The 23,393-nt window shown below is 72.1% G+C and carries 21 protein-coding genes and 3 pseudogenes; 11 read left to right on the top strand and 13 right to left on the bottom strand.

Features of this window, described 5'->3' with window-relative positions:
* Positions 1-4: 4 nt before the first annotated feature.
* From OG242_RS15235 to OG242_RS15225, 3 genes are all read right to left on the bottom strand, one after another.
* A complete protein-coding gene (locus tag OG242_RS15235) occupies positions 5-223 on the bottom strand; it encodes a DUF6458 family protein (protein ID WP_405898675.1) in 219 nt (72 codons plus the stop codon).
* 113 nt (positions 224-336) lie between these two features.
* Positions 337-1,635: a M18 family aminopeptidase gene (locus OG242_RS15230; RefSeq protein ID WP_405898674.1), complete on the bottom strand. Its 1,299-nt coding sequence runs from the start codon at positions 1,633-1,635 to the stop codon at positions 337-339.
* A gap of 141 nt (positions 1,636-1,776) precedes the next feature.
* Entirely contained in the window at positions 1,777-3,603 is a 1,827-nt protein-coding gene (locus OG242_RS15225; protein ID WP_405898673.1) for an acyl-CoA dehydrogenase, read from the bottom strand.
* Positions 3,604-3,751: 148 nt separating this feature from the next.
* Between OG242_RS15225 and OG242_RS15220 the strand changes: the two genes are divergently transcribed.
* From OG242_RS15220 to OG242_RS15210, 3 genes are all read left to right on the top strand, one after another.
* Positions 3,752-4,192: an SseB family protein gene (locus tag OG242_RS15220; protein WP_136207169.1), complete on the top strand. Its 441-nt coding sequence runs from the start codon at positions 3,752-3,754 to the stop codon at positions 4,190-4,192.
* Positions 4,193-4,375: 183 nt separating this feature from the next.
* On the top strand, positions 4,376-5,332 hold the full coding sequence (locus tag OG242_RS15215) for a pirin family protein (protein ID WP_405898672.1): 957 nt from the start codon (positions 4,376-4,378) through the stop codon (positions 5,330-5,332).
* 96 nt (positions 5,333-5,428) lie between these two features.
* Positions 5,429-6,508, top strand: a complete 1,080-nt coding sequence (locus OG242_RS15210; protein ID WP_405898671.1) for an AI-2E family transporter — start codon at positions 5,429-5,431, stop codon at positions 6,506-6,508.
* Positions 6,509-6,518: 10 nt separating this feature from the next.
* Here OG242_RS15210 and OG242_RS15205 read toward each other — a convergent pair whose 3' ends face one another.
* From OG242_RS15205 to OG242_RS15195, 3 genes are read right to left on the bottom strand one after another with little or no spacing between them, the layout of a single operon-like run.
* Positions 6,519-6,812: a hypothetical protein gene (locus OG242_RS15205; RefSeq protein ID WP_405898670.1), complete on the bottom strand. Its 294-nt coding sequence runs from the start codon at positions 6,810-6,812 to the stop codon at positions 6,519-6,521.
* Positions 6,813-6,831: 19 nt separating this feature from the next.
* Positions 6,832-7,623, bottom strand: a complete 792-nt coding sequence (locus OG242_RS15200; RefSeq protein WP_405898669.1) for an adenylate/guanylate cyclase — start codon at positions 7,621-7,623, stop codon at positions 6,832-6,834.
* Positions 7,620-8,285, bottom strand: a complete 666-nt coding sequence (locus OG242_RS15195; RefSeq protein ID WP_405898668.1) for a hypothetical protein — start codon at positions 8,283-8,285, stop codon at positions 7,620-7,622. The genes OG242_RS15200 and OG242_RS15195 overlap by 4 nt, the downstream gene beginning before the upstream one ends.
* Positions 8,286-8,393: 108 nt before the next feature.
* Between OG242_RS15195 and OG242_RS15190 the strand changes: the two genes are divergently transcribed.
* The 5 genes and pseudogenes from OG242_RS15190 to OG242_RS15170 all read left to right on the top strand — a co-directional run.
* Positions 8,394-9,080, top strand: coding sequence for a Crp/Fnr family transcriptional regulator (locus OG242_RS15190; RefSeq protein ID WP_405898667.1), 687 nt, complete (start codon positions 8,394-8,396; stop codon positions 9,078-9,080).
* A gap of 120 nt (positions 9,081-9,200) precedes the next feature.
* On the top strand, positions 9,201-10,982 hold the full coding sequence (aspS, locus tag OG242_RS15185; protein WP_405898666.1) for an aspartate--tRNA ligase: 1,782 nt from the start codon (positions 9,201-9,203) through the stop codon (positions 10,980-10,982).
* A 202-nt stretch (positions 10,983-11,184) separates the two neighbouring features.
* Entirely contained in the window at positions 11,185-12,027 is an 843-nt protein-coding gene (locus OG242_RS15180) for a L,D-transpeptidase family protein (RefSeq protein ID WP_405898665.1), read from the top strand.
* A 99-nt stretch (positions 12,028-12,126) separates the two neighbouring features.
* A pseudogene (locus OG242_RS15175) lies at positions 12,127-12,360 on the top strand (response regulator); the annotation flags it as partial.
* Positions 12,361-12,395: 35 nt separating this feature from the next.
* Positions 12,396-13,196: pseudogene (locus OG242_RS15170) on the top strand (sensor histidine kinase); the annotation flags it as partial.
* On the opposite strand, the gene OG242_RS15165 reads toward OG242_RS15170, so the two are convergent.
* The gene (locus tag OG242_RS15165) at positions 13,145-14,593 is read right to left on the bottom strand and encodes a VWA domain-containing protein (RefSeq protein WP_405898664.1); all 1,449 of its coding nucleotides are present in this window, start codon (positions 14,591-14,593) and stop codon (positions 13,145-13,147) included. The pseudogene OG242_RS15170 and the gene OG242_RS15165 overlap by 52 nt on opposite strands.
* A 268-nt stretch (positions 14,594-14,861) precedes the next feature.
* Here OG242_RS15165 and OG242_RS15160 point away from each other — a divergent pair, with 268 nt between their 5' ends.
* Positions 14,862-15,269, top strand: a complete 408-nt coding sequence (locus OG242_RS15160) for an RNA-binding S4 domain-containing protein (RefSeq protein ID WP_405898663.1) — start codon at positions 14,862-14,864, stop codon at positions 15,267-15,269.
* Between the two features lie 9 nt (positions 15,270-15,278).
* Here the strand turns inward: OG242_RS15160 and OG242_RS15155 are convergent, their stop codons facing one another.
* Both OG242_RS15155 and OG242_RS15150 read right to left on the bottom strand, forming a co-directional pair.
* Complete coding sequence (locus tag OG242_RS15155) at positions 15,279-16,244, bottom strand: NADP-dependent oxidoreductase (protein ID WP_405898662.1); 966 nt, start codon at positions 16,242-16,244, stop codon at positions 15,279-15,281.
* Positions 16,245-16,287: 43 nt separating this feature from the next.
* A complete protein-coding gene (locus OG242_RS15150; RefSeq protein WP_405898661.1) occupies positions 16,288-17,193 on the bottom strand; it encodes a hypothetical protein in 906 nt (301 codons plus the stop codon).
* Between the two features lie 121 nt (positions 17,194-17,314).
* Between OG242_RS15150 and OG242_RS15145 the strand changes: the two genes are divergently transcribed.
* Both OG242_RS15145 and OG242_RS15140 read left to right on the top strand, forming a co-directional pair.
* Positions 17,315-17,713 carry a hypothetical protein gene (locus OG242_RS15145; protein ID WP_405898660.1) on the top strand — a complete coding sequence of 133 codons (399 nt, stop codon included), beginning with the start codon at positions 17,315-17,317 and terminating at the stop codon, positions 17,711-17,713.
* A 92-nt stretch (positions 17,714-17,805) separates the two neighbouring features.
* The gene (locus OG242_RS15140) at positions 17,806-18,927 is read left to right on the top strand and encodes a MerR family transcriptional regulator (protein ID WP_405898659.1); all 1,122 of its coding nucleotides are present in this window, start codon (positions 17,806-17,808) and stop codon (positions 18,925-18,927) included.
* A gap of 54 nt (positions 18,928-18,981) precedes the next feature.
* Here OG242_RS15140 and OG242_RS15135 read toward each other — a convergent pair whose 3' ends face one another.
* The 4 genes and pseudogenes from OG242_RS15135 to OG242_RS15120 all read right to left on the bottom strand — a co-directional run bounded on the left by OG242_RS15135 (position 18,982) and on the right by OG242_RS15120 (position 23,377).
* On the bottom strand, positions 18,982-19,404 hold the full coding sequence (locus OG242_RS15135) for a universal stress protein (RefSeq protein ID WP_405901620.1): 423 nt from the start codon (positions 19,402-19,404) through the stop codon (positions 18,982-18,984).
* 116 nt (positions 19,405-19,520) lie between these two features.
* Positions 19,521-20,174, bottom strand: coding sequence for an FMN reductase (locus tag OG242_RS15130; protein WP_405898658.1), 654 nt, complete (start codon positions 20,172-20,174; stop codon positions 19,521-19,523).
* A 2-nt stretch (positions 20,175-20,176) separates the two neighbouring features.
* Positions 20,177-21,294 (bottom strand): annotated as a pseudogene (locus OG242_RS15125) (LLM class flavin-dependent oxidoreductase).
* A gap of 157 nt (positions 21,295-21,451) precedes the next feature.
* Entirely contained in the window at positions 21,452-23,377 is a 1,926-nt protein-coding gene (locus tag OG242_RS15120) for an NAD-binding protein (RefSeq protein WP_405898657.1), read from the bottom strand.
* Positions 23,378-23,393: the final 16 nt, after the last annotated feature.

Below are 23,393 nucleotides of genomic sequence, written 5' to 3'. Positions count from 1 at the left end.
CCGGTCACAGGTGCCGTTCGTCGTCGGACACGACCGTCGTGGTGGGCGGCACGACCATGCGGCGGCGCCGGATGACGCTCGCGTAGACGAAGACACCGATGATCCCGACGATCATCATGATCCAGCCGACCAGGCCGACATTGACGCTGTCCATGTGCCAGTCGGTCGCGAAGGCCAGGATCGCCCCCGCGCCGATGAGGAGAATGCATCCGCCGAGTCCCATGAGTTCCGCCTCCCAGGCGGCCCGGGACCTCCGGGCCGTGTACGGAGCGCGTACCCGGCCCGGCAACGAGCATGCCTGGGTGGGAGGTTGGCACGGGCTCCCGCCTGGGGCGGTCAGCCCGCCAGGAACGCCGCCAGCGCGTTCGCCAGCAGGTACGGGTCGTCGGCGCCGCACAGCTCACGGGCGCTGTGCATGGACAGGATGGCGACGCCGATGTCGACGGTCTTGATGCCGTGCCGGGCGGCGGTGATCGGGCCGATCGTCGTGCCGCAGGGCATCGCGTTGTTGGAGACGAACGTCTGCCACGGCACGCCCGCCTTCTCGCAGGCGGCGGCGAACGCGGAGCGGCCGCTGCCGTCGGTCGCGTACCGCATGTTGACGTTGACCTTGAGGATCGGTCCGCCGTTGACGACCGGGTGGTGCGTGGGGTCGTGGCGCTCCGCGTAGTTCGGGTGGATCGCGTGGCCGGTGTCCGAGGAGAGGCAGACCGTGCCGGCGAAGGCGCGGGCGCGGTCCTCGTAACCGCCGCCGCGGGCGAAGACCGAGCGCTCCAGGACCGTGCCGAGCAGGGGTCCGTCCGCGCCGGTGTCGGACTGCGAGCCGTTCTCCTCGTGGTCGAAGGCGGCCATGACCGGGATGTACGGCAGTTCCGCGTCGGGCTGTCCGGCGACGGCGGCCAGCGCGGCGGTCGCCGCGTGCACGGAGAGCAGGTTGTCCATGCGCGGACCGGCCACCAGCTCGCGGTCGCGGCCCAGGTAGGACGGCGGCTCGACGGGGTGCGGCATCAGGTCCCAGCCGGTGATGTCCTCGGCGTCGACGCCCGCCTCCTCGGCGACGAACCGGATGAGGTCGCCCTCCTCGACGTCCCCGAGCCCCCAGATCGGCTGCATGTGCTTCTGCCGGTCCAGCTTGAGCCCGTCGGTGTTGGCCGACCGGTCCAGGTGCACGGCGAGCTGCGGTACGCGCAGCAGCGGCCGGTCGATGGAGACGAGCCGGTCGCTGCCATCGCGCAGCGAGATCCGGCCGGCGAGACCGAGGTCGCGATCCAGCCAGGTGTTGAGCAGGGTGCCGCCGTAGATCTCCACGGCGATCTGGCGCCAGCCGTACGCGCCGCTGTCGGGCAGCGGCTTGACCCGAAGGTTCGGGGAGTCGGTGTGCGCGCCGGCGATCCGGAACGGTGTGTGCGCCCCGGCGCCCTCCGGCACGTACCAGGCGACGATCGCGCCACCGCGCAGAACGTACTTGCCACCCGTGGTTCCGTCCCAGGCCGCGGTCTCCTCCACCTGGCGGAATCCGGCCTTCTCCAGTCGCGCGGCGGCGCTCGCCACGGCGTGGTACGGGGAGGGGGAGGCCATCAGGAAGGCCATCAGATCGTCGGTGTGCCCGCGGTCGAAGCGGGGGGAGGAACTCATGTTCTTCACTGTAGCCAGACGTGGCCGAAAGGATTCCCTGTCGCCCCCCGGCCCGGGCCGCTCATCGTACGGCCGCCGCCGCCAGGACGGGGTCCGGGCGGCGGCGGCCGTCAATCGTGCGAAAGCGTCCTGGAACGCGTCCTAGAACGCGGCCTCGTCCAGCTCCATCAGGGAGTTGTCGACGGCCTCGGCGAGGGCGCGCTCGGCGCCGACGCCGGGGAGGACGTTCGCGGCGAAGAACTTCGCGGCGGCGATCTTGCCCCGGTAGAAGGGGACGTCCTTCGCGGAGGCCGCCGGCAGCTTCTCGGCGGCCACGGCCGCGCCCTTGAGCAGCAGGTAGCCGACGACGACGTCGCCGGAGGCGAGCAGCAGGCGGGTGGTGTTGAGGCCCACCTTGTAGATGTTCTTGACGTCCTCGCCGGTCGCGGTGAGGTCGGTGATCATCGTGCCGACGATCGCCTCCAGGTCCACCGCGGCCTTGGCGAGGCTGTCCAGCGCGCCGGACAGCTCCTCGTTGTCCTGGGCGCCCGCGAGGAACTTCTTGATCTCCTCGGAGAGCGCGTTGAGCGAGGCGCCCTGGTCGCGGACGATCTTCCGGAAGAAGAAGTCCTGGCCCTGGATGGCCGTGGTGCCCTCGTACAGGGTGTCGATCTTGGCGTCACGGATGTACTGCTCGACCGGGTACTCCTGGAGGTACCCGGAGCCGCCGAACGTCTGGAGCGACTGCGCCAGCTGCTCGTACGACTTCTCGGAGCCGTAGCCCTTGACGATCGGGAGCAGCAGGTCGTTGAGGCCGTGCAGCGCCTTGGCGTCCTCGCCCGCGGCCTCCTTCTCCTGGATCGCGTCCTGGACCGAGGCGGTGTAGAGGACGAGGGCGCGCATGCCCTCGGCGTACGCCTTCTGCGTCATGAGGGAGCGGCGCACGTCGGGGTGGTGCGTGATGGTGACCTTGGGCGCCGACTTGTTCATGAACTCGGACAGGTCGGTGCCCTGGACGCGCTCCTTGGCGTACTCCAGCGCGTTCAGGTAACCCGTGGAGAGCGTGGCGATGGCCTTCGTGCCGACCATCATGCGGGCGAACTCGATGATGCGGAACATCTGGCGGATGCCGTCGTGCTTGTCGCCGATGAGCCAGCCCTTGGCGGGGTGGCGGTCGCCGAACGTCATCTCGCAGGTGTTGGACGCCTTCAGGCCCATCTTGTGCTCGACGTTCGTCGCGTACACGCCGTTGCGCTCGCCCAGCTCGCCGGTGGTCCAGTCGAAGTGGTACTTCGGGACCAGGAAGAGGGAGAGGCCCTTGGTGCCGGGGCCGGCGCCCTCGGGGCGCGCCAGCACGTAGTGGAGGATGTTCTCCGACATGTCGTGCTCGCCCGAGGTGATGAAGCGCTTCACGCCCTCGATGTGCCAGGAGCCGTCCTCCTGCTCGACGGCCTTCGTGCGGCCCGCGCCGACGTCGGAGCCGGCGTCCGGCTCGGTCAGCACCATCGTCGAGCCCCACTGCTTCTCGACGGCGATCCCGGCGACCTTCTTCTGCGCCTCGTTGCCCTCCTCGAAGAGGATGCCGGCGAACGCCGGGCCGGAGGAGTACATCCAGACGGCCGGGTTCGAGCCGAGCAGCAGCTCCGCGTAGCCCCAGATCAGGGAGCGGGGCGAGGTCGTGCCGCCGATCTCCTCGGGCAGGCCCAGGCGCCAGTACTCGGAGTCCATGAAGGCCTGGTACGACTTCTTGAACGTGTCCGGGACCGGGGCGGTGTTGGTCTCCGGGTCGAAGACCGGCGGGTTGCGGTCGGCGTCGGCGTAGGAGTCGGCGAGCTCGTTCTCCGCGAGGCGCGCGACCTCGTCGAGGATGCTCTTCGCGGTGTCGACGTCCATCTCCGCGAACGGTCCGGTGCCGTACAGCTTGTCGCGGCCGAGCACCTCGAAGAGGTTGAACTCGATGTCGCGGAGATTCGACTTGTAGTGCCCCATGGGAAGGCTCCGTAATCAATAGCAGTGGCGCGCAGCGCCCCGTGGAGGGGTGGCCCGGACGTATCAGCTGACCTCTACGATGATGCTACCCGTCAGTAATAAGGCGCAACCCCCCGAGCCTCACATGTGGCCGATTACTCTTTGCTCCATGTACGGCTACGACCAGAACCAGGGCGCACAGCAGCCGATGGGGGGCGGCTACGGCGAGCAGCCGCTGTATCCCGAACCCTCGCCGCCCTCGCTGGGCGACGCGGTACGGGCCTTCACGACCGGCTCGCTGTCCGCCGAGGACTTCCAGCAGATCTTCGCGACCTCGAAGGTCTATTGCCCGCGCGGCGACAATCCCGGCTTCCTCGCGCTGCACAACACCCAGCAGCCGGTGATCCCGATGTTCACCACGCTCAAGGAGCTGCGGCTCTACGCGGGCAAGGAGTCCAAGTACTTCGTGATCACCGGCGCCGAGGTGATCGACCTGCTGCCCACCGGCTACGGCTTCGTCCTGGACATGGAGGGCGAGCACCGCATGGTCTTCGACGCGAAGGCCGTCGAGCAGATGGTCGACTTCGCGATGCGCCGCATGTATGGCTAGACGCCATTGCTGCGCAGACGGCTGATCCGCCACATTTCCAAGGCTTCCGGAAGGGGCCCGTACCGCCGTCGGTACGGGCCCCTTCCCGCTGTCCGGGGCCGTTCGGGAATGAAGGCCGCCTTGCAGGATGTTCACCATTCAACTAAATTGATGGCAGCACAGTCCCCCACGGAGGTGGCTCCCATGCCCGCAGTGACCGTCGAGAACCCGCTGACCCTGCCGAAGGTGGCCGCTTCCGGCGACGCCGCGGCCCGCCCCGTGCTCGCCGTGACCACGGCGCCGAGCGGCTTCGAGGGCGAGGGCTTCCCCGTCCGCCGCGCCTTCGCGGGCGTCAACTACAAGTACCTCGATCCGTTCATCATGATGGACCAGATGGGTGAGGTGGAGTATGCGGCGGGCGAGCCGAAGGGAACCCCCTGGCACCCGCACCGCGGCTTCGAGACCGTGACGTACCTGATCGACGGCAGCTTCATCCACCAGGACTCCAACGGCGGCGGCGGCACCATCGGCAACGGCGATACCCAGTGGATGACAGCAGGTAGCGGGCTGCTCCACATCGAGGCGCCGCCGGAGTCCCTGGTCATGTCCGGCGGCCTCTTCCACGGCCTCCAGCTCTGGGTGAACCTGCCCAGGTCCGACAAGATGATGGCCCCGCGCTACCAGGACATCCGCGGCGGCCAGGTCCAGCTGCTCGCCTCCCCGGACGGCGGCGCGCTGCTCCGCGTGATCGCCGGTGAGCTCGACGGCCACGAGGGCCCCGGCATCACGCACACCCCGATCACGATGATCCACGCCACCGTGCGCCCCGGCGCCGAGGTGACGCTGCCCTGGCGCGAGGACTTCAACGGCCTCGCGTACGTGCTCGCCGGACGCGGGTCCGCCGGTGCGGAGCGCCGGCCGGTCCACATGGGCCAGACCGCCGTCTTCGGCGCCGGCTCCTCGCTGACCGTGCGCGCGGACGAGAAGCAGGACGGCAACACCCCGGACCTGGAGGTCGTCCTGCTCGGTGGCCGCCCCATCCGCGAGCCGATGGCGCACTACGGACCGTTCGTGATGAACAGCCAGGCCGAACTGAAGCAGGCCTTCGAGGACTTCCAGGCCGGCCGCCTCGGCACCGTCCCCGCCGTCCACGGCATGTGACCGGCGCTCCCGCTCCCGCCGCCGTCGTGTGACGCACCGTCACTCGTACGGCGGCGCGGGCGGGACACCGCACCCGCGCCGTGATCGGCTGGCAGGGTGCAGACCCAGAAGCCACTCCTGCCCGACGGTGCCCGGCGGACGGCCGCCTGGTGCGGTGTCGTCCTGCTGGTCACCGGTGTCGCCGCCGTCGCCGTCTGGCTGTGCGTCGTCTTCAAGACCGCTGTCACACCCGTGCTGCTCGCGCTGCTCGGTACGGCGCTGCTCGGCCCGGTCCACCGCCGGATGACGAACCACGGGGTGAACCGCTCGGTGGCCGCCGGAGTCACCTGCGCGCTGCTGCTCGCCGTCGTCGGCGGCGCCGGCTACATCGTGGTCTCCGCGCTCGTCGAGACCGGCGACCAGATCGTCCAGTCGCTGAAGGACGCCGGGCAGTGGGTCATCGACCACTTCCAGGTCGCGGACGACATGAACGTGGACGACCTGGAGGCCAACGGCCGCAAGCTCGTCGAGAAGTTCGGCGCGAGCGCCGCGGGCGGGCTCATCACCGGGATCAGCCTCGTCGGCTCCCTCATCGCCACCAGCGTCCTCGCGCTGCTGCTGACCTTCTTCTTCCTGCGCGACGCCGACCGGGCCGCGGGCCTCGCCCACTCCGTCGCCCCGCGCGGCACCGGGGACGTGGTCGAGGCGATGGGCCGGCGGGCCTTCGGGGCCGTCGAGGGCTTCATGCGCGGCACGACGCTCATCGCCCTGATCGACGCCGTCTGCATCACGGTCGGCCTGCTGATCCTGGGGGTGCCGGGCGCGGTGGGGCTCGGCGCGCTGGTGCTCGTCGGCGCCTACATCCCGTACCTCGGCGCGTTCATCTCCGGGACCGTGGCGGTCCTGGTGGCGCTCGCGGACCGGGGATTCGCCATCGCGCTCTGGGCGCTCGGCGTCGTCCTCGCCGTGCAGGTGCTGGAGGGCCACATCCTGCAGCCGATGATCCAGAGCCGTACGGTCCAGATGCACCCCGCGATGATCCTGATCGCGCTGACGGCGGGCGCGAGCGTGGCGGGCATCCTCGGCATGCTGCTCGCGGTCCCGCTCTGCGCGGCGGCCTTCGGCATCCTCGGCGAACTGCGCAAGGGCGGCCGTCCGGACGCTCCGGAACAGACCGCCCAGGGCATCGGTCCGTGAGGCGGCCCCCTCAGTCCGCCGAGGAATCACCGGAGCCGCCGAACAGCCGGTACAGCAGGTAGAGCACCGCCACCCCCGGGATCACGAAGATGAAGACGGGGAACTCGTAGGTGCCCGTCGTCTGGTTGGCGACGTAGAAGCCGTACCCGGTGAAGATCGCACCGCCGAACAGGGCGTAGAGGCGGTCCTTGAAGGAGAGACCGGGGGCGAAGGCAGCCCCGAGCAGGATCAGCCCGGAGATGACGGAGAAGATTTCGTACGCGGACCACTGCATGGTGATGTCCTTCCGAGGTGGAACGGTCATGGAGGAGGGGCTTACCGGCTCAGCGCCGCCACCAGCGCGGCGTGCGGGCCCCGCCGTCGATGCGCAGGTCGCGTCCGGCGACGTTGGCATGGGGGCCGAGGCGCAGGTCGCCGCCCGCGCTCAACGAGACACCGCCGGACCGGGGTTCGTCCGCGTCGGGCCCGGCCGGACGCGGAGCCGCCTGCTCGGCGATCCGGCGGGCCGTGTCCGGGTCGCCGGGGACATGGAGCCAGGCGCGCAGCGACGTCTCCTTGACGTGGACGTCGACCGCGTGGAACGACTGCGGGGTGACGTTCGGGTAACCGCCGCGGACCACGTCCTCGTGGATGGTGCCGGACACCAGCAGCGCGAGGTCGCCGCGGGTCGTCGCGAGGGCCTCCCGCAGCGGCTCGCTGTCGCACATCCGGAACGTCCTGATCACGGCGTGCCCGCCGATGCCGTTCCCGTCGAACCGGACGTCACCGGCATGGACGGCGATCCGCATCCTCAGCGGCGGATCGCTCCGGAGGCGCCGCCCGAGCACGGCGTCGAGGCGGGGCAGGAACTCGCTCAGCACGACCGACTTGGGGATCTGCTGCGGAACGACCACCAGCAGGCCGTCCCCGCGGTCCTCGTGCGGACACGAGGCCCAGACCGGCTCGGTGAACGCTTCGCGGAACGCGCCGTACATCGCCTCGCGGGTACGCATCTGGTCCGCGCCGTCCCGTGAGCTGAAGCGTTCGATGTCGGCGACCAGGAGGGTGGCGTGGGCGGGTGGCCCCGCGGCGGCGGGGCCTTCGGAGGGGAGCTGCCGGGGCCGGTCGCCGTTCATGACGGGATCGGGATTCCGCCGAGCTTCAGGTTGCCCTCCTGAGCGTCCACCAGGGAGAGGAAGACACCGCCCCCGAGCTTGACCAGGCCGTAGTTCCCGTTGCCGAGCTGCCACCGCCCGCCGGACCACTCGAGAGGGATGGTGCCCTGCTTCTTCCCCTTCCAGCTCAGCGGGACCTCGGCGTCGGTGTCGGTCGCGGTGGCCTTGCCGATGGTGACGGCGTCGACCTTGTCGCGGTAGTCCTGGCTGCGTTGGGCGAACGCGCCCGCCATGCTCTTCTCGCACCCGCCGTCCGAGGGCGCCACGAGGGTGCACCACGCGGCAGCGTCGGCGACACGTTCCGCGACGCGGATCTCCTCGGCGGTGCGGACGGCTCCGGCGGCGCCGGGCTGGTCGACCACCGACACGTCGACCTTGCTGCCGCCGGAGGTCGCGATATCGACCACGCCGTAGGTCGAATACCCCCCGACGAGGGCAATGACGGCGGCGATGGTCACCGAGATGACGGGGTGGTTGCGTGAGTAGTTCTTGATCTTGGTGATGGTGACGTTGCCGCCGGCGAAAATCGACTTCTTGGCGCGGAAGTCTCGACCGACTCGAATGTTCAGGCCATTCGGGCCCCTGGCATCCTGGTCGACCCGTGGATCTTGCTGGTCAGTCACGTGCTTCTCCTGGGACCGCTCCGGTAAGTGGGAGCATGCAACCAGGTGAATGGAGAGCAAAAAGCGTCATCTGACGCCTAGTTGGCACGCAGGGCCCATAGTTACTTCATGGCAATCTCACGTTTCTGGGACATGCTGGACGATAGGGAGAAGACGGTCCTGCTTCGCGCGGGCCGTCCGCGTTCCTACCGGGCGGGGCAGCGGCTCGTGGCCGAGACCGACGCGGACTGCTGGACCGGTGTCATAACCGAGGGCACCTGCCGGGTCACGGGTGCCCGGGAGGACGGCAGCCGTTCCTATCTGGCGGCCCGGAGGCGCGGGGACATCATCGGGGAGATGGCGGCCGTGCGCGGCGCCCGGCGGTCCGGTGAGGTGACGGCGGTGACCCGGATGGTCGTGCACGTCTTACCGGCCTCGAAGTTCCAGTGGCTTCTGCAGACGCACCCGTCCTTCACCCGCCATCTGCTGACCGTCGCGCTGGACCGGCTCCAGGAGGCCGACCGGCGCCGCTCCGAGTTCGCGGTGGCCGCGACCGAGGTACGCCTGACCCGGCTGCTGGTGCGGCTGGCCCGTACGGAGGGGATCGCCGTCCCCGACTCGCGGAGCGTGGTCCTGTACGGGATCGCGCAGACGGACCTGGCCGAGTGGTGCGGGATGAGCCGGGCGTCGGTGCAGCGGCAGCTGCGGCGCCTGGGGGCGGAGGGCCTGCTCCGGGCGGGCCCGCGACGGCGGGAGCTGACCGTCCTCGACCCGGACGAACTGATGGCGGCGACGGCGCGGACGGAGAGCGGCTGAGGGGCGGGCGCCCGGAGGGACATCCCACGGGCCCGCTGAGGTCTCGCCCGGCGCGTCCTCGGCGGGCGGTAGCCTGGGAGGGCTATTCAGCCCCCAACCGCGAAGACTGGATGAACGACGATGCATCGGTACAGGTCCCACACCTGCGGCGAGCTCCGCGCCTCTGACGTCGGCACCGACGTCCGGCTGAGCGGCTGGCTGCACAATCGCCGAGACCTGGGCGGCATCCTCTTCATCGATCTGCGCGACCACTACGGTCTGGTGCAGCTCGTCGCCCGCCCCGGCACCCCGGGCAACGAGGCCCTGGCGAAGCTGACCAAGGAGACCGTCGTCCGGATCGACGGCAAGGTCTCCGCGCGCGGCACCGAGAACGTCAACCCGGACCTGCCGACCGGCGAGATCGAGATCGAGGTCTCCGAGGTCGAGGTGCTGGGCGAGGCCGGTCCGCTGCCCTTCACGATCAACGCCGAGGACGGCGTCAACGAGGAGCGGCGCCTGGAGTACCGCTTCCTGGACCTGCGCCGCGAGCGCATGCACCGCAACATCATGCTGCGCTCCGCCGTGATCGCCTCGATCCGGTCCAAGATGGTCGCCCTCGGCTTCAACGAGATGGCGACGCCGATCCTCACCGCGACCTCCCCCGAGGGCGCCCGTGACTTCGTCGTCCCGTCCCGGCTGAACCCCGGCAAGTTCTACGCGCTGCCGCAGGCCCCGCAGCAGTTCAAGCAGCTGCTGATGATCTCGGGCTTCGACCGCTACTTCCAGATCGCGCCCTGCTTCCGCGACGAGGACGCCCGCGCCGACCGTTCGCCCGGCGAGTTCTACCAGCTCGACGTCGAGATGTCCTTCGTCGAGCAGGAGGACGTCTTCCAGCCGATCGAGAAGCTGATGACCGAGCTCTTCGAGGAGTTCGGCAACGGCCGTCACGTCACCTCGCCGTTCCCGCGCATCCCGTTCCGCGAGTCGATGCTGAAGTACGGCAACGACAAGCCGGACCTGCGCGCCAAGCTGGAGCTCGTCGACATCTCCGACGTCTTCGCGGACTCGGGGTTCAAGGCGTTCGCCGGCAAGCACGTCCGCGCCCTGCCGGTGCCGGACACGGCGGGCCAGTCCCGGAAGTTCTTCGACGGCCTCGGCGAGTACGCCGTGGAGCACGGCGCCAAGGGCCTGGCCTGGGTCCGCGTCGGCGAGGACGGCACGCTGGCCGGCCCGATCGCCAAGTTCCTCACCGAGACCGACGTCAAGACGCTCACCGAGCGCCTCTCGCTCGTCCCGGGCCACGCCGTCTTCTTCGGCGCCGGCGAGTTCGACGAGGTCTCCAAGATCATGTCCGCCGTCCGCGTCGAGGCCGCCAAGCGGGCCGGCCACTTCGAGGAGGGCGTCTTCCGGTTCTGCTGGGTCGTCGACTTCCCGATGTACGAGAAGGACGAGGAGACCGGCAAGATCGACTTCTCCCACAACCCCTTCTCGATGCCCCAGGGCGGCCTGAAGGACCTGGAGGAGAAGGACCCGCTGGACATCCTCGCCTGGCAGTACGACATCGTCTGCAACGGCATCGAGCTGTCCTCCGGCGCCATCCGGAACCACGAGCCCGAGCTGATGATCAAGGCCTTCGAGATCGCCGGCTACGACCGCGAGACGGTCGAGAAGGAGTTCGCGGGCATGCTCAAGGCCTTCCGCCTCGGCGCCCCGCCGCACGGTGGCATCGCCCCGGGCGTCGACCGCATCGTGATGCTGCTGGCCGACGAGCCCAACATCCGCGAGACCATCGCCTTCCCGCTCAACGGCAACGCCCAGGACCTGATGATGGGCGCGCCGACCGTCCTGGAGGAGAACCGGCTGCGCGAGCTGAACATCCAGCTCCGCAAGCCGGCCGCGCCGGCGAAGGACGCGCAGAAGTAATTCCGCTCTGTTTCACGTGAAACAGCCCCCGGCCGCCGCTGGCCGGGGGCTGTTCGCGTGACGGGCCGCGGCCGGTTCCGAATAGGCACACGAATCACCTGAACGGCTACGGCCGGATGGGCTGCGCCACGGATTGGGCGGGGGCGCGGGCGGCAATGACTGGGTGGGCCGACACCGGCGCATTGACTGCTGAGGAGCCTCCGTGCCCGTGCCCCCTTCGCGTGCTCCCCTGCGCCTGCCACACGTCGTCTGCTCCCTGGTCCTGCTCGTGCTGCTCGCCGGGTGCGGCGCGGGCGGCCTCGCCGGTACGGGGCCGAGCGGCGCCACCACGGGGCGCGCGCCGGTCAACGGCGTACCGGGCCCGCCCGGGGCCGCCGCGTCCGCCGCCGGGGCGCCGTCGGGCGCGGTGTCCGCCCTGCCCTCGGTGCCCGCGCCCTCGCCGCCGCGCACGGAGATCCCGGGCCTCGGGCCGAAGACCCGGGCCGCGATCCCGGCCACGGCGCGGCAGGCGTTCGTGGTGACCGGTGAGTCGCCGGACTCCAACCGGTCGACCGCCGTCCTCTACGCTCTGGACGGGCCCGCCGGACCGGGCTGGCGCCCCGCGCTGGGGCCCTGGCCCGCCCACAACGCCCTCAACGGCTGGACCGGCGAGCACTGGGAGGGCGATCTGCGCTCACCCGTCGGCGTCTTCACGCTGACCTCTGCCGGCGGCCGCCTCGAACCCCCGGAGACGGCGCTCCCGTACGAGCTGAGCCCCGACTTCGCCGTGACGGGCGAGGGGTTCCACGGGGAGCCGCTGGAGGGCTCCTTCGACTACGTCGTCGCCATCGACTACAACCGGGTCCCCGGCACCTCCCCGCTCGACCACACCCGCCCTCTCGGCGAGGAGCGCGGCGGCGGGATCTGGGTGCACGTCGACCACGGAGGCCCCACCCAGGGCTGCGTCTCCGTCACCGAGGACCGGATGAAGGAACTCCTGGGGGCGCTCGACCCGGAACAGCGGCCGGTCATCGTGATGGGCGACGCGGAGTCGCTGGGCCGCTGACCCGCCCGGGCCGGAGAGCTTTGCGAAACGTCCCTTCCCGTATCAAGGACGCATCCTGGGAGGGAGTGGACACGCATGCGCGAGGCAAGGGACATCACGATGCGGGTACTGGTCGCCGAGGACGAGGAAATCCTCGCCGAGCCGGTCGCCACCGGGCTGCGGCGGGCCGGCTTCGCCGTCGACACGGTGTACAGCGGTGATGCCGCCCAGGCCTACCTCGGGCTGCACCACTACGACGTGGTCGTCCTCGACCGCGATCTGCCCCGGGTGCACGGCGACGACGTGGCGCGCGGACTCGTCGCCTCCGGCTCCCGGACTCGTCGCCTCCGGCTCCCGGACCCGGATCCTGATGCTGACGGCCGCCGGGTCTCTCCGAGCACACCCTCCACGAGCGGATCGCCTCCAGCGGACCCGACGACGAGCTGAAGGAGCTCGGCGACACGCTCGACGCGCTGCTCGCCCGGCTGGAGCGGGCCTTCGACAGCCAGCGGCGGTTCATCGCCAACGCCTCGCACGAGCTGCGCACCCCGCTGGCCACCCAGCGCGCCGCGATCCAGACCGGTCTGGACGACCCCACACCCGAGGACCTCGTACGCACCCGGCAGACCCTGCTGGACAACAACCGGCGCAGCGAACGGCTCATCGAGGGGCTGCTCGTCCTGGCGCGCAGCGAGCGGGGGCTCGCGAAGAGCGAGCGGGAGCCGGTGGACCTGGCCAGGGCGGTGGCCGAGGAAGCGGCCCGGCACCCGGGCGTCCGGCTCGACACCCGGCCCTGCCCGGTGCGCGGGAACCGGCTGCTGCTGGCCCAGCTGGTGTCGAACCTGCCGGCCAACGCGGTGACGTACAACGTGCCCGGCGGGAGCGTCGACGTGTCGGTGGTCCCGGCCGGCGGCGGGGTGCTCCTGGAGGTCCGCAACAGGGGGCCCGTGATGGAAGCGGCGGACATCCCCGGGCTGTTCGAGCCGTTCCCGCGGGGCGAGGGCAAGGACCGGATGGGGCCGGGATCGGGGCTCGGTCAGTCCATCGTGCGGTCCATCGCGGTGGCCCACGACGGTACGGTCACGGCGGTGCCGGGCCCCGGGGGCGGGCTGGCCGTGACCGTACGCCTGCCGGCGGCTCAGGAACGCGCGGCCACCCACGCGGGGAGCGCCGCCAGCAGCTCGCGGTAGAACGCGGTGTCCGGGACCTCGCGGGGGGCGGGGCCCGCGTGCAGGAAGCCGGTGTTCGGGGCGTCCAGCTTCCGCAGGAAGTCGAAGCCCTTGGCGTCCTTCTCGCCGAACGCGACGAACTGGAAGAACAGCGGCAGCCTGGCCGCCGCGTCGATGGCCTGACGGGCTGCCTGGCGGACGTCCGGCGGACCGTCCGTCTGGAAGACCACCAGCGCCGGACCGGTCGATCCGGACGCCTCGTAGTGCGCGACGACCTCCTCGACGGCGCGGTGGTAGTTCGTCCGGCCGAGCCGGCCGAGGCCCGCGTTCAGCTCGTCGATCCGGCCCGCGTGGCCGTCCAGCTCCACCGTGCCGGTGCCGTCGATGTCGGTCGAGAAGAACACGACCCGCACGGTGGCGCTCTCGTCGAGGTGCGCGGCGAGCGCGAGCGTGCGGTCGCCCAGGTGCTGGGCGCTGCCGTCCTTGTAGAACGGGCGCATGGAGCCGGAACGGTCCAGCACCAGGTAGACGGTGGCCCGCAGCCCGGTCAGCCCGTGAGCCTTCAGCCCGGCCTGCGCCGCCTTGTACGCCCCGGCCAGCTCGGGGGCGCGTGCCTTGACCTTGGCGAGGGTGAGGGCGGGGGCGGCCGGGGCCGCCGGGGCTGCCGGGGCTGCTTGGAGGGGTGCCGGGTCGGGCTCCGGGTCCATGTCGATGATGATCGCGGCGGGGGCGGCGGGCTCGGGCGCGGGCTCGGGCTCGGGGGCCGCGACCGGCTCGGCCTCGACGGCGGCCTTCGGCTCGGGGGCCGCTACGGGCTCGGCCTCGACGGCGGCCTTCGGCTCGGGCGTTGCCACGGGCTCCGGTTCGGCGACCGGCGCGGGCTCCGGGGTTTCGGACGCGGCGACCGGCTCCGGGGCCGCTACGGGCTCGGGGGCCGGTTCGGCGGCGGGGGCGACCGGGTCGGGCGTCTCGACCTCGGCGGCCGGCTTGGGCGTCTCGGCCTCCGGCTCCTCGGTCTCCGCGACGGGCGCGACGGGCGAGGCCGGTTCGGTCGCCTCCGGCTCCGCTACCGCGACCGGCTCCGCTACCGCCTCCGGCTCCGCGGGAGCCGTCCCGCGCGGCCGCGTCCCCTGGGCGGGGACCGTCGGCGTGGCGGGGTTGTCGAAGGCCGCCGCCACCAGGTCCGGCGCCTTGGCGTCCGCGTCCGACGCGCTCGTGTCCTCGTCCGAGGTCGCGGGGGCCGGTACCGAGATCCTGGCGGGCGGTTCGCCGTCCGCTGCGGGCTCGTCCACCGCCACCGACTCGGACTCCGCGGGCCGGGAACGCTCGCCCTGGGGCGGGACCGTGGCCGTCGTCGGCTCGTCCTGTTCCGTGTGGTCACGGCCGAACACCTTGCGCAGCAAGCTCCGAATGCCCATGGGCGAGGCCTTTCGCGTGAGTTGGGTGCGATGAATGTCCGTACTGCGGGAATTGATCCCTGGCCAGGGCGGATACGTAAGGTTAGCGGCCGGATCAGGCCTGTCGGCGGCATGCCCCGCCCGTGGGACAACTGAGCCGCAACCGAGCCCTGACCGAGTCCTGGGCGCCCGCACGGACGTTCACCGCAGCCGCGGTTCACCTGCGCCGCAGGGGCGGCGAGTTGACGCGGGGACGTACCGCCCCGCCGTACGGCATACAGTCGGACGCATGGTTTCCGGAGAGGCTCCGCAGACGGAGGGCAGCGTCCGGGTCGATGTCTGGATCTGGTCGGTCCGGCTCACGAAGACCCGTGCGCAGGCCGCTGCCGCCTGCCGGGCGGGTCATGTGAAGGTCGCAGGCGAACGCGCCAAGCCCGCGCAGCCGGTGCGCGTCGGTGACGAGGTACGGCTCCGGCACGCGGGCCGGGACCGGATCGTCGTCGTGTCGAAGCTCGTGAAGAAGCGGGTCGGGCCGCCCGTGGCCGTCGAGTGCTTCGTCGACAACAGCCCGCCCCCGCCGCCCCGCGAGGCCGCGATCCAGGTGCCGGTACGGGACCGGGGCGCGGGCCGGCCGACCAAGCGGGACCGGCGCGAGATGAACCGGCTGCGCGGGACGGGCCCCGGCCCGGCGGAGTAGCGAGGCGCCTCAGTGGTGCCCGGGTGCGTGCAGCACGATCACGGTCTTGCCGCGCGCACCGCCCGCCCGGTTGCGCTCCAGGGCCTGCGGGGCCTTCTCCAGCGGGAGTTCGGCGTCGACGAGCACGCGCAGGACGCCGTCCGCCGCACCCGCCGCCAGCACGTCCAGCAGGACCGGGCTCGGGTCGAGCCGGAAGTCGACGCCCCTGACGCCCTCCGGCAGCCGGGCCCCGGCGGCGGCGCCCCGCGTGGAGAGCGCGATACCGCCCGGCCGGACCGCGGCGGCGTGCGCGGCGAACTCGTCCGGTGTCGCCGACGCCAGGTCCACCAGCGCGTCGATGTCGTCCGGGCAGGCGTGCGCCAGCGCGTCGGCGGGCGGACCGGCCGTCAGGTCGACCGTCGCGGCGGCGCCCAACGACCCCATCCTGGACCGCTCGTCACCGCGCACCGCCGCGATCACCCGGACGTCCCGGGCGCGGGCGAGCTGGGTCAGGCAGCAGCCGGTCCCGCCCGCCGCCCCGACGACCAGCAGGGTGTCGTGGCCGCGCGGCTCCACCGCCTCCAGGATCTGGGCGGCGGCCATCCCGGCGGAGGGCAGCGCGGCGGCGGCCCGGGAATCCAGCCCGCGCGGGACGAGGGTGATCGCGGAGTCCTGCGGCACGCACAGGTACTCGCCGTACGACCCGCACGTGTCCGTCACCCCCGCCCGCCCGAACACCGCGTCGCCGACGCGGAAGCGGTTCCCGCCGCCGCCGATCATGTCGACCCGGCCCGCGTAGTCGACGCCGACGACGAACGGGAAGGACGGGGGAGCCGGGGCGAGGGCCCCCGCCGAGCCGTCCACGACCTGCCAGTCCAGCGGGTTGAGCGAGGCGTACTCGACGCGGACCCGGACCTCGCCGGGCCGGGGCTCCGGCTTGGGCAGCTCGACCAGCACCGGGCCGGCCCCGGGCTCGCTCACGGCGATCGCTCGCATCCGTACACCTCTCAGTCGTGCCGCTCCGTCAGGAACGGCCGCGTCACTCCGCCGGTCCGGCCATCGCGGGCGCCGGCAGCACCCGCTGGGCCCAGATCCGGGCCGCCACCGCGCACACCGCGACGGCCAGGCCCAGGCCGAGGACGACCCACACCGTGGTGCGCAGCGAGGAGGTCAGCGCGTCGTAGACGGCCGCGGCGGCGCCGGTGTCGCTGTCCGGGACCTCGTCCAGCACCCGGTCGCGGGCCAGTGCCAGCACCCCGCGCAGCACCAGCGCGCCGAGCGCGAACCCGGCACCGGTCACGGCGGTGGCGGACAGCGCGGCCAGGGCCCGGAACCGGCGGCCGGGTCCGCCGCGCACCCAGGCGAGGGCGATCGCGAGCAGCGCGAACACCAGGGTGCCGACGGCCGGCCACACGCTCGCGGCGCGCAGCCACCGGAAGCTCTGCCGCAGCTGGTCCGCGCGGTCGGCGGAGACCAGCCGGATGTCGGTGTGCTGGACGGGGATCCGGTCGGCGAACGGCACCCCGTTGTCCACCAGGTTCTGCTTCACCTGCTCCGTGACGGGCGCCAGGTCGATCGTGACGCTCTCGCCGCTCTGCCCGTCCAGCGCGGCGGTGACCGTCTCGTGCGCGGTGCGGTTGGCGGCCGTCCAGGCGTCCTGGAAGGCCTCGGTGGTGGTGAACGACCGCACGGCCTGGTGCAGGAAGTCGCGGACGGTGCTCCGGAGCGGCCCGACGTCGATCTGCTTCATCGCGTTGTCGGTGATCAGGTCGGCGACGGTGTTCTGCACCTCGGGGTCGTCGGCGAGCGGGGAGACCGCGGCCACGTAACGGTCCGTGTCGTCGATCTCCAGGTCGACCCACGCGGACAGCGCGCTCAGCGGCACCAGGACGGCCAGCAGCACCACCAGGACCGCCGAGAGAGCCACCGAGAGATACGTCCGCACCCCTCCAGGGAATCCCGGATGGCGCCGGGGCGCCCCGGGCCGTGGGCCATCCGAGTTGCCGGGCGGCGCGACCAGGTGTGCCCTGGAGGGAAAGCGGGGGCGACGGAAGGAGCTCTCTGCCATGGCCGCACACGCTTCGGTGCCGGCACGCGGGAGGCATGCGACGCCCGCCCGGCACCGCCCGGTCCTCAGCTGGGCGATCCCGGCCACGCTCGGCCTGATCATGGGTTGCTACGCGACCGCCATCGTCCGTGGCGGCGGTGTGCTCACGGGCACCCGGCTCGCCCTCGGACTGGTCTCCGGCGCCGTGCTCGCGGTGCTCTGCTTCGGGCTCGGCCGGATCCAGAACCGGCTGCCGCGCGAGCTGCGGGCCGCCGCGTACGGGGTGCTGACCGGCGGCTCGATCGGCTTCCTCTACAGCCTCTCCGGCGCGAGCATCCTGTCCGCTTCGGTGATCGGCCTGATCCTCGGCCTGGGCGGACTGCTCGTCTCGTACTACTACTTCTACACGCGGGAGTGACGCCCGCGCCCACCCGCGCGTCGTCGGTCCTTGACCTTCTCCACGGGGGAAGGCCAAGGATCGAGTGTGCCGGGGCGGGAAGTCCGCCCGGTATGAGGAGGCGTGCGGTGACGACGGACGACGGGCAGGGGCGGGGTCCCGGCGCGGCACTGGTGACGATCGGGGCGTTCGCCCGGCTGTCCCGGCTGTCCGCCAAGGCGCTGCGCCGCTACGACGAGCTCGGTCTGCTCCCGCCGGCCCTGGTCGACCCGGTGAACGGCTACCGGTACTACGACCCGGCGCAGGTGCGGGCGGCCCGGCTGGTGGCCTGGCTCCGCCGGATCGGGATGCCGCTCGCCCGGATCAGGGAGGTGATCGCGCTGGAACCCGGCGCGGCCGCCGCCGCGATCCGGGTGTACTGGGCGCGCGTCGAGGCGGAGACGGCGGCCCGCCGTGATCTCGCGGCCTTCCTCATCGACCAGCTGTCGACGGAGGACGTCATGACATCGGTGGGCACACTTGGAATCCGCTACGCGGCCGGCACCGACACGGGAGCGGTGCGGGAGACCAACCAGGACGCGGTGTACGCCGGTGCCCGGCTGCTCGCGGTCGCCGACGGGTTCGGCGCGGGCGGCGCGGGGGCCAGCACGGCGGCGATCGAGGCGCTGAAGCTGCTCGCGCCGGGCGCGGTACCGGCGGCGGAGCTGCTGAACATCCTGCACGACGCGGCGGAGCGGGCCGCGCTCGCGGTGCGGGACGCGGTGGCCGGGAGCGGGGCGCCGGAGGAGTCCGGGACGACGCTCACGGCGATGATGTGGACGGGGTCGCGGCTGGGCCTGGTGCACATCGGGGACTCGCGGGCGTATCTGCTGCGCGGGGGCGAGCTGTTCCGGATCACGCACGACCACAGCCTGGTCCAGTCGATGATCGACGACGGTTCGCTCACGGAGGAGGAGGCGTTCTCGCACCCGCAGCGGGCGATGCTCCTCAAGGTGCTCTCCGGTGACGGCCCGTACGGCAGGCTCGATGTGGACGTCCGGGACGCGCTGCCCGGTGACCGCTACCTGCTCTGCTCGGACGGGCTCTCGGCGGTCGTCGACGGCGGTGAGCTGGCGCGGGTGCTGGCCGGGGCGGACGGGCCCGGCACCGCCGTGCGCGGGCTGATCGCCCTCGCGGAGGCGGCCGGCGCGCCGGACAACGTGGCGTGTGCGGTGGCGGACGTCGTGGAGCTGTGAGTACGCGGGGGCCCCGCACCACGCGTGGTGCGGGGCCCTCCCTTGCGTACCGGGTCAGGTGCGGACGACGGTCACCGGGCACGAGGCGTGCTGGGTGACGTGCAGGCTGACCGAGCCGAGCAGGGTCGCCTTGAAGCCGCTGTACCCGCGCGCGCCCACGACCAGCAGGTTCGCGCCCTCGGCCCGGTCGAGCAGGGCCTGTGCCGGGTTGCCGATCACGACGACCTTGGAGACGGCGGCGGCGCCCTGGGCGCCCAGCGCCTCCTCCAGCGTCTCGGTCAGCGACACCGTGGCCATGGCCTGCGGGTCGAAGTCCTCCGGCAGGCCCGGCATCATCGACGCCCAGCTGGTGGCGGGGTACTCCCAGCTGTTGACGGCCTCCACGGTGTCACCGGTCAGCTCGGCCTGGCGTACGGCCCAGTGCAGTGCCTTGACCGACGACTCGGAGCCGTCCACGCCCACCACGATCCTGCCCATCTCTGCCTCCAGCTGGGTTCTGCGGTTGTGCTCGGTTCGTGCTCGCGTCACGTATTCCCGTACGACTCTAGTCAAAACGGGCGGAACGGCGATTCCCGCGGGTCCGGCCGGTCCGGTCAGGCCGGGCGCAGTGCGGCGAGCTGCTGCTCGAAGGGGACCACCTCGTCGTCGAGGCCGGGGGTGCGTGACGCACCGGAGACGGCGCGGCCGCCCGAGACGGCCCCGGCCAGCTCCCCGCCCGCGCGCCGGATGCGGGCCGGCAGGCCGTCGGCGTACGCGTCGCCCGCCGCGCCCCAGTCCTCCGACGCCGCGTACACCGAGGTCGGCAGCGTGACGGCGCGCAGGTAGGCGAAGAGCGGGCGCATCGCGTGCTCAAGGACCAGCGAGTGCCGGGCGGTGCCGCCCGTCGCTGCGACGAGCACGGGCCTGCCGGTCAGGGCGGTGTTCTCGACCAGGTCGAAGAACGACTTGAACAGACCGCTGTACGAGGCGGTGAACACCGGCGTGACCGCGATCAGCCCGTCCGCGCCCGTCACCGCCGCGAGCGCGTCCTCCAGAGCGGCCGACGGGAAGCCGGACACCAGGTGGCCCGCGATGTCGACGGCCAGGTCCCGCAGTTCGATCACCCGGACGTCGACCGGGCGGTCCTGCGCGGCCTCCAGCTGCTCCCGGGTGGTGGCGGCCAGCCGGTCGGCCAGCAGCCGGGTCGAGGACGGGTTGCTGAGGCCGGCCGAGACGGCGACGATCCTCAGGGGTTCGGTGGCGAACACGGTCAGCTCTCCTTCGTGAGGGTGGCGGCAAGGGCGGGGTGCAGCGGCGCGGTCTCGGGGACACCGGCCGGGCGCAGGGCGGCGAACTCCTTGCGCAGGACGGGGACGACCTCCTCGCCGAGGATGTCGAGCTGCTCCAGGACCGTCTTCAGCGGCAGTCCCGCGTGGTCCATCAGGAACAGCTGGCGCTGGTAGTCGCCCACGGCGTCCCGGAAGGTCAGCGTCCGCTCGATGACCTCCTGGGGCGAGCCCACGGTCAGCGGGGTCTGCTGCGTGAAGTCCTCCATCGAGGGGCCGTGCCCGTAGACCGGCGCGTTGTCGAAGTACGGACGGAACTCCCGTACCGCGTCCTGCGAGTTCTTCCGCATGAACACCTGGCCGCCGAGGCCGACGATCGCCTGCTCGGCGGTGCCGTGCCCGTAGTGCGCGTACCGCTGGCGGTACAGGTGCACCATCTTCTTCGTGTGCTCGATGGGCCAGAAGATGTTGTTGTGGAAGAAGCCGTCGCCGTAGTACGCGGCCTGCTCGGCGATCTCCGGGAATGGGGTCTCCCCTGCTCCTTAAGAGCTTGGGGAAGGATGGAGCCGTGCCAGACGAACGGCGGTACGCCGTCCAGTGGGCGCGGCGTCGCCGTGAACGACTGGAGCGGCGTACGGAACTTGCCCTCCCAGTCCACGACGTCCTCCCGCCACAGCTTGTGCAGCAGGGCGTAGTTCTCGATGGCGAGCGGGATGCCCTGGCGGATGTCCTTGCCGAACCACGGGTAGACCGGGCCGGTGTTCCCGCGCCCCATCATCAGGTCCACGCGGCCGTCCGCGAGGTGCTGGAGCGTCGCGTAGTCCTCGGCGATCTTCACCGGATCGTTGGTGGTGATCAGCGTGGTCGAGGTCGACAGGATGATGCTCTCCGTCTGCGCCGCGATGTAGCCGAGCGTGGTGGTCGGTGACGAGGGGACGAACGGCGGGTTGTGGTGCTCACCGGTCGCGAAGACGTCGAGCCCGACCTCCTCGGCCTTCCGTGCGATGGCGACGGTGGCCTTGATCCGCTCGTGCTCGCTCGGCGTCGTACCGGTGGTGGGGTCGGCGGTGACGTCCCCGACGGTGAAGATCCCGAACTGCATGGCGCCCGCCTCCTGCTCGCCGATTGTTGAACGTTGAACTAACTGGACGCATCGTACAACGGGGGGCGGGGGCGGGGTATTCCTTCCCGGCGCACCGGGCATACCCAGCCCGTCCGGCGTTTGAGGACGGAAGCCCGGGCCCCGGACCGGGGCACCCTCAGCGCCGCGTGAGCGCCCGGCGCCCCAGTAGCTCCGCGAGGCCCCTGCGCGTCGCGGCGATGATCACGCGGTCCGTCGGGCGGAGCACGTAGCCCGGGTGGACGTTCCAGACGAGGGAGCCCGGGGCCACGTCCAGGGCCAGGACGCGCCACGCGCCCGCGCGGAACGCCTGGTCGACCGTGCGGCCCTCCAGCTGGGGGTGGCCGCCGACCTCGACCGCCGCGAACAGGAGCACCTTGCGTTCGACCGGGATGGCGCCCAGGATCTGCCGGCCCATCATCGCGACCGCGAAGGAGGGGCCCGCCAGGTGGGAGACCGAGCGGGAGCGGGTGATGGCCTGCGGGTGCGCCGTGCGCAGCGTGCGGTAGACCGCCGTGGCGAACTCGTCGTCGAAGAGGCGGACCGTCACCCGCAGGTTCGGCTTGAGCGAGCGGGCGTACAGCGCGGCCTCCAGGTTCGTCGTGTCGATGCTGGTCAGCGCGAGGAGCCCGCGTGAGCGGCTGATCTTGGCCGCCTCAAGCACCCCTTCGTCCGTGACGTCACCGAGCACCACCGGCACGTGCAGCCGCCGGGCGAGCGGGATGCCCCGCGCGTCCGGGTCCTCCTCCACGCAGACCACCGGGATGCCCAGCTCCCGCAGGTGCACCAGGACCCGGGTGCCGATCTTGCCGAGCCCGAGCAGCACCACGTGCCCGGACAGCCCGCGCGGCGGCCGCCGCAGCGAGGAGGCGCTGCGCAGCGAGCCGAACGCCTCCAGGACCCCCGCCACCAGCAGCGGCAGGAGCATCAGGCCGGCGATGCCGGAGAGGATCTGGATCACCTGGCGGGCGGTGGGCTCACCGATAGCCGGGTCTCCCATCGCGAACAGGTCGAGCAGGGTGAGGTAGGCCGCGTGCAGCGGATCGTCGCCGGTGGTGAACGAGGACGCCACCGCGAGCCCGAGCACCGCGAGCCCGACACCGAGCGCCGACCACCGCAGCCGCCGCGAGAAGAACTGGCTCAGCGGCGCGCTCCGGCCGCTCATCCGGACCTTCGGGGCGGCCGGCCCGGACTGTGTGACGGCCTCCAGGACGACCGTCCCGCGCCCGGTCGCGGCGGCGATCTCCGCAGGCCCGGGCAGCAGTTGCGGCCCCTCAGCGCCGCTGCTGTCGGAGCCCTCCGCACCGGCCGGGTCATGGGTGGTGGAGGAGAGCAGGGCCAGCGTGCACAGCCCGGGGTCGGCGACCTGGCCGCCCCTGGGCGGGTTGCGCTCGGCGGCCCGCAGGAACAGGCCCTCCGCCCGGATCACCCGGGTCGACCCGGCGAGCGCGGTGGCCGCGAGGGCGGGCGCGGCGGTGTCGGCGTCGGACAGGACCGTGGTGGAGGCGTCGATCGCGGCCTGGTCGAGCCCGGGGGACGCGACGGCGGCGGCCTGGTCGAGCAGGGTCTCCAGATGCTGGCCGAGCTTGCGGTTGTAGAGCCGGATCACCAGCCGGACGCGGGGGTTGAGCCGGCGCGCGGTGAGCGCGGCGCGGATGTTGCGCTCGTCGTCGTCGTAGACGAGGGCGACCGCCGACGCCCGGGCGATGCCCGCCTCCTCCAGCGTCCCGTCGGAGGGTTCGGCCGCCTGGAGGATGCGCACCGCCTCGACGCCGGCGTTGGTGTCCCCGTCCGAACCGTGCGGCAGCCCGCCGCCGTTGCGGTTCATCGCGGACGCCATCCGCCCGAACAGCGCGGCGGCCCGCCCGCGCCCGCTCAGCGGCTCGTCCGGCCCGGCCGCGCCCGGCTCCGGCGGCACGACGAGGGTGACCCGCTCCCCGTACACGTAACGCAGCTCCACGGCGAGCCGCTGGGCGAGCGCGTCGTCTCCGCAGACGACCATGTGGCCGTACAGCGGCGAGGGTTGGGGTTGCTGGGGCAATGAGGAGGACACGTGTCCCAGCATGCCCTGCTCCCTTCCG

It is taken from the genome of Streptomyces sp. NBC_00727 (genome assembly GCF_045161745.1).
Lineage (GTDB): Bacteria > Actinomycetota > Actinomycetes > Streptomycetales > Streptomycetaceae > Streptomyces.
This window is presented reverse-complemented; position numbering and strand designations above follow the sequence as displayed.

What these genes read in the sequence shown, in the direction of transcription:
- OG242_RS15235 (WP_405898675.1), bottom strand. Translation starts at nt 223, where the DNA reads ATGGGACTCGGCGGATGCATTCTCCTCATCGGCGCGGGGGCGATCCTG.
- OG242_RS15230 (WP_405898674.1), bottom strand. Translation starts at nt 1,635, where the DNA reads ATGAGTTCCTCCCCCCGCTTCGACCGCGGGCACACCGACGATCTGATG.
- OG242_RS15225 (WP_405898673.1), bottom strand. Translation starts at nt 3,603, where the DNA reads ATGGGGCACTACAAGTCGAATCTCCGCGACATCGAGTTCAACCTCTTC.
- OG242_RS15220 (WP_136207169.1), top strand. Translation starts at nt 3,752, where the DNA reads ATGTACGGCTACGACCAGAACCAGGGCGCACAGCAGCCGATGGGGGGC.
- OG242_RS15215 (WP_405898672.1), top strand. Translation starts at nt 4,376, where the DNA reads ATGCCCGCAGTGACCGTCGAGAACCCGCTGACCCTGCCGAAGGTGGCC.
- OG242_RS15205 (WP_405898670.1), bottom strand. Translation starts at nt 6,812, where the DNA reads ATGACCGTTCCACCTCGGAAGGACATCACCATGCAGTGGTCCGCGTAC.
- OG242_RS15200 (WP_405898669.1), bottom strand. Translation starts at nt 7,623, where the DNA reads ATGAACGGCGACCGGCCCCGGCAGCTCCCCTCCGAAGGCCCCGCCGCC.
- OG242_RS15190 (WP_405898667.1), top strand. Translation starts at nt 8,394, where the DNA reads ATGGCAATCTCACGTTTCTGGGACATGCTGGACGATAGGGAGAAGACG.
- aspS (WP_405898666.1), top strand. Translation starts at nt 9,201, where the DNA reads ATGCATCGGTACAGGTCCCACACCTGCGGCGAGCTCCGCGCCTCTGAC.
- OG242_RS15165 (WP_405898664.1), bottom strand. Translation starts at nt 14,593, where the DNA reads ATGGGCATTCGGAGCTTGCTGCGCAAGGTGTTCGGCCGTGACCACACG.
- OG242_RS15160 (WP_405898663.1), top strand. Translation starts at nt 14,862, where the DNA reads ATGGTTTCCGGAGAGGCTCCGCAGACGGAGGGCAGCGTCCGGGTCGAT.
- OG242_RS15155 (WP_405898662.1), bottom strand. Translation starts at nt 16,244, where the DNA reads ATGCGAGCGATCGCCGTGAGCGAGCCCGGGGCCGGCCCGGTGCTGGTC.
- OG242_RS15145 (WP_405898660.1), top strand. Translation starts at nt 17,315, where the DNA reads ATGGCCGCACACGCTTCGGTGCCGGCACGCGGGAGGCATGCGACGCCC.
- OG242_RS15140 (WP_405898659.1), top strand. Translation starts at nt 17,806, where the DNA reads ATGAGGAGGCGTGCGGTGACGACGGACGACGGGCAGGGGCGGGGTCCC.
- OG242_RS15135 (WP_405901620.1), bottom strand. Translation starts at nt 19,404, where the DNA reads ATGGGCAGGATCGTGGTGGGCGTGGACGGCTCCGAGTCGTCGGTCAAG.
- OG242_RS15120 (WP_405898657.1), bottom strand. Translation starts at nt 23,377, where the DNA reads ATGCTGGGACACGTGTCCTCCTCATTGCCCCAGCAACCCCAACCCTCG.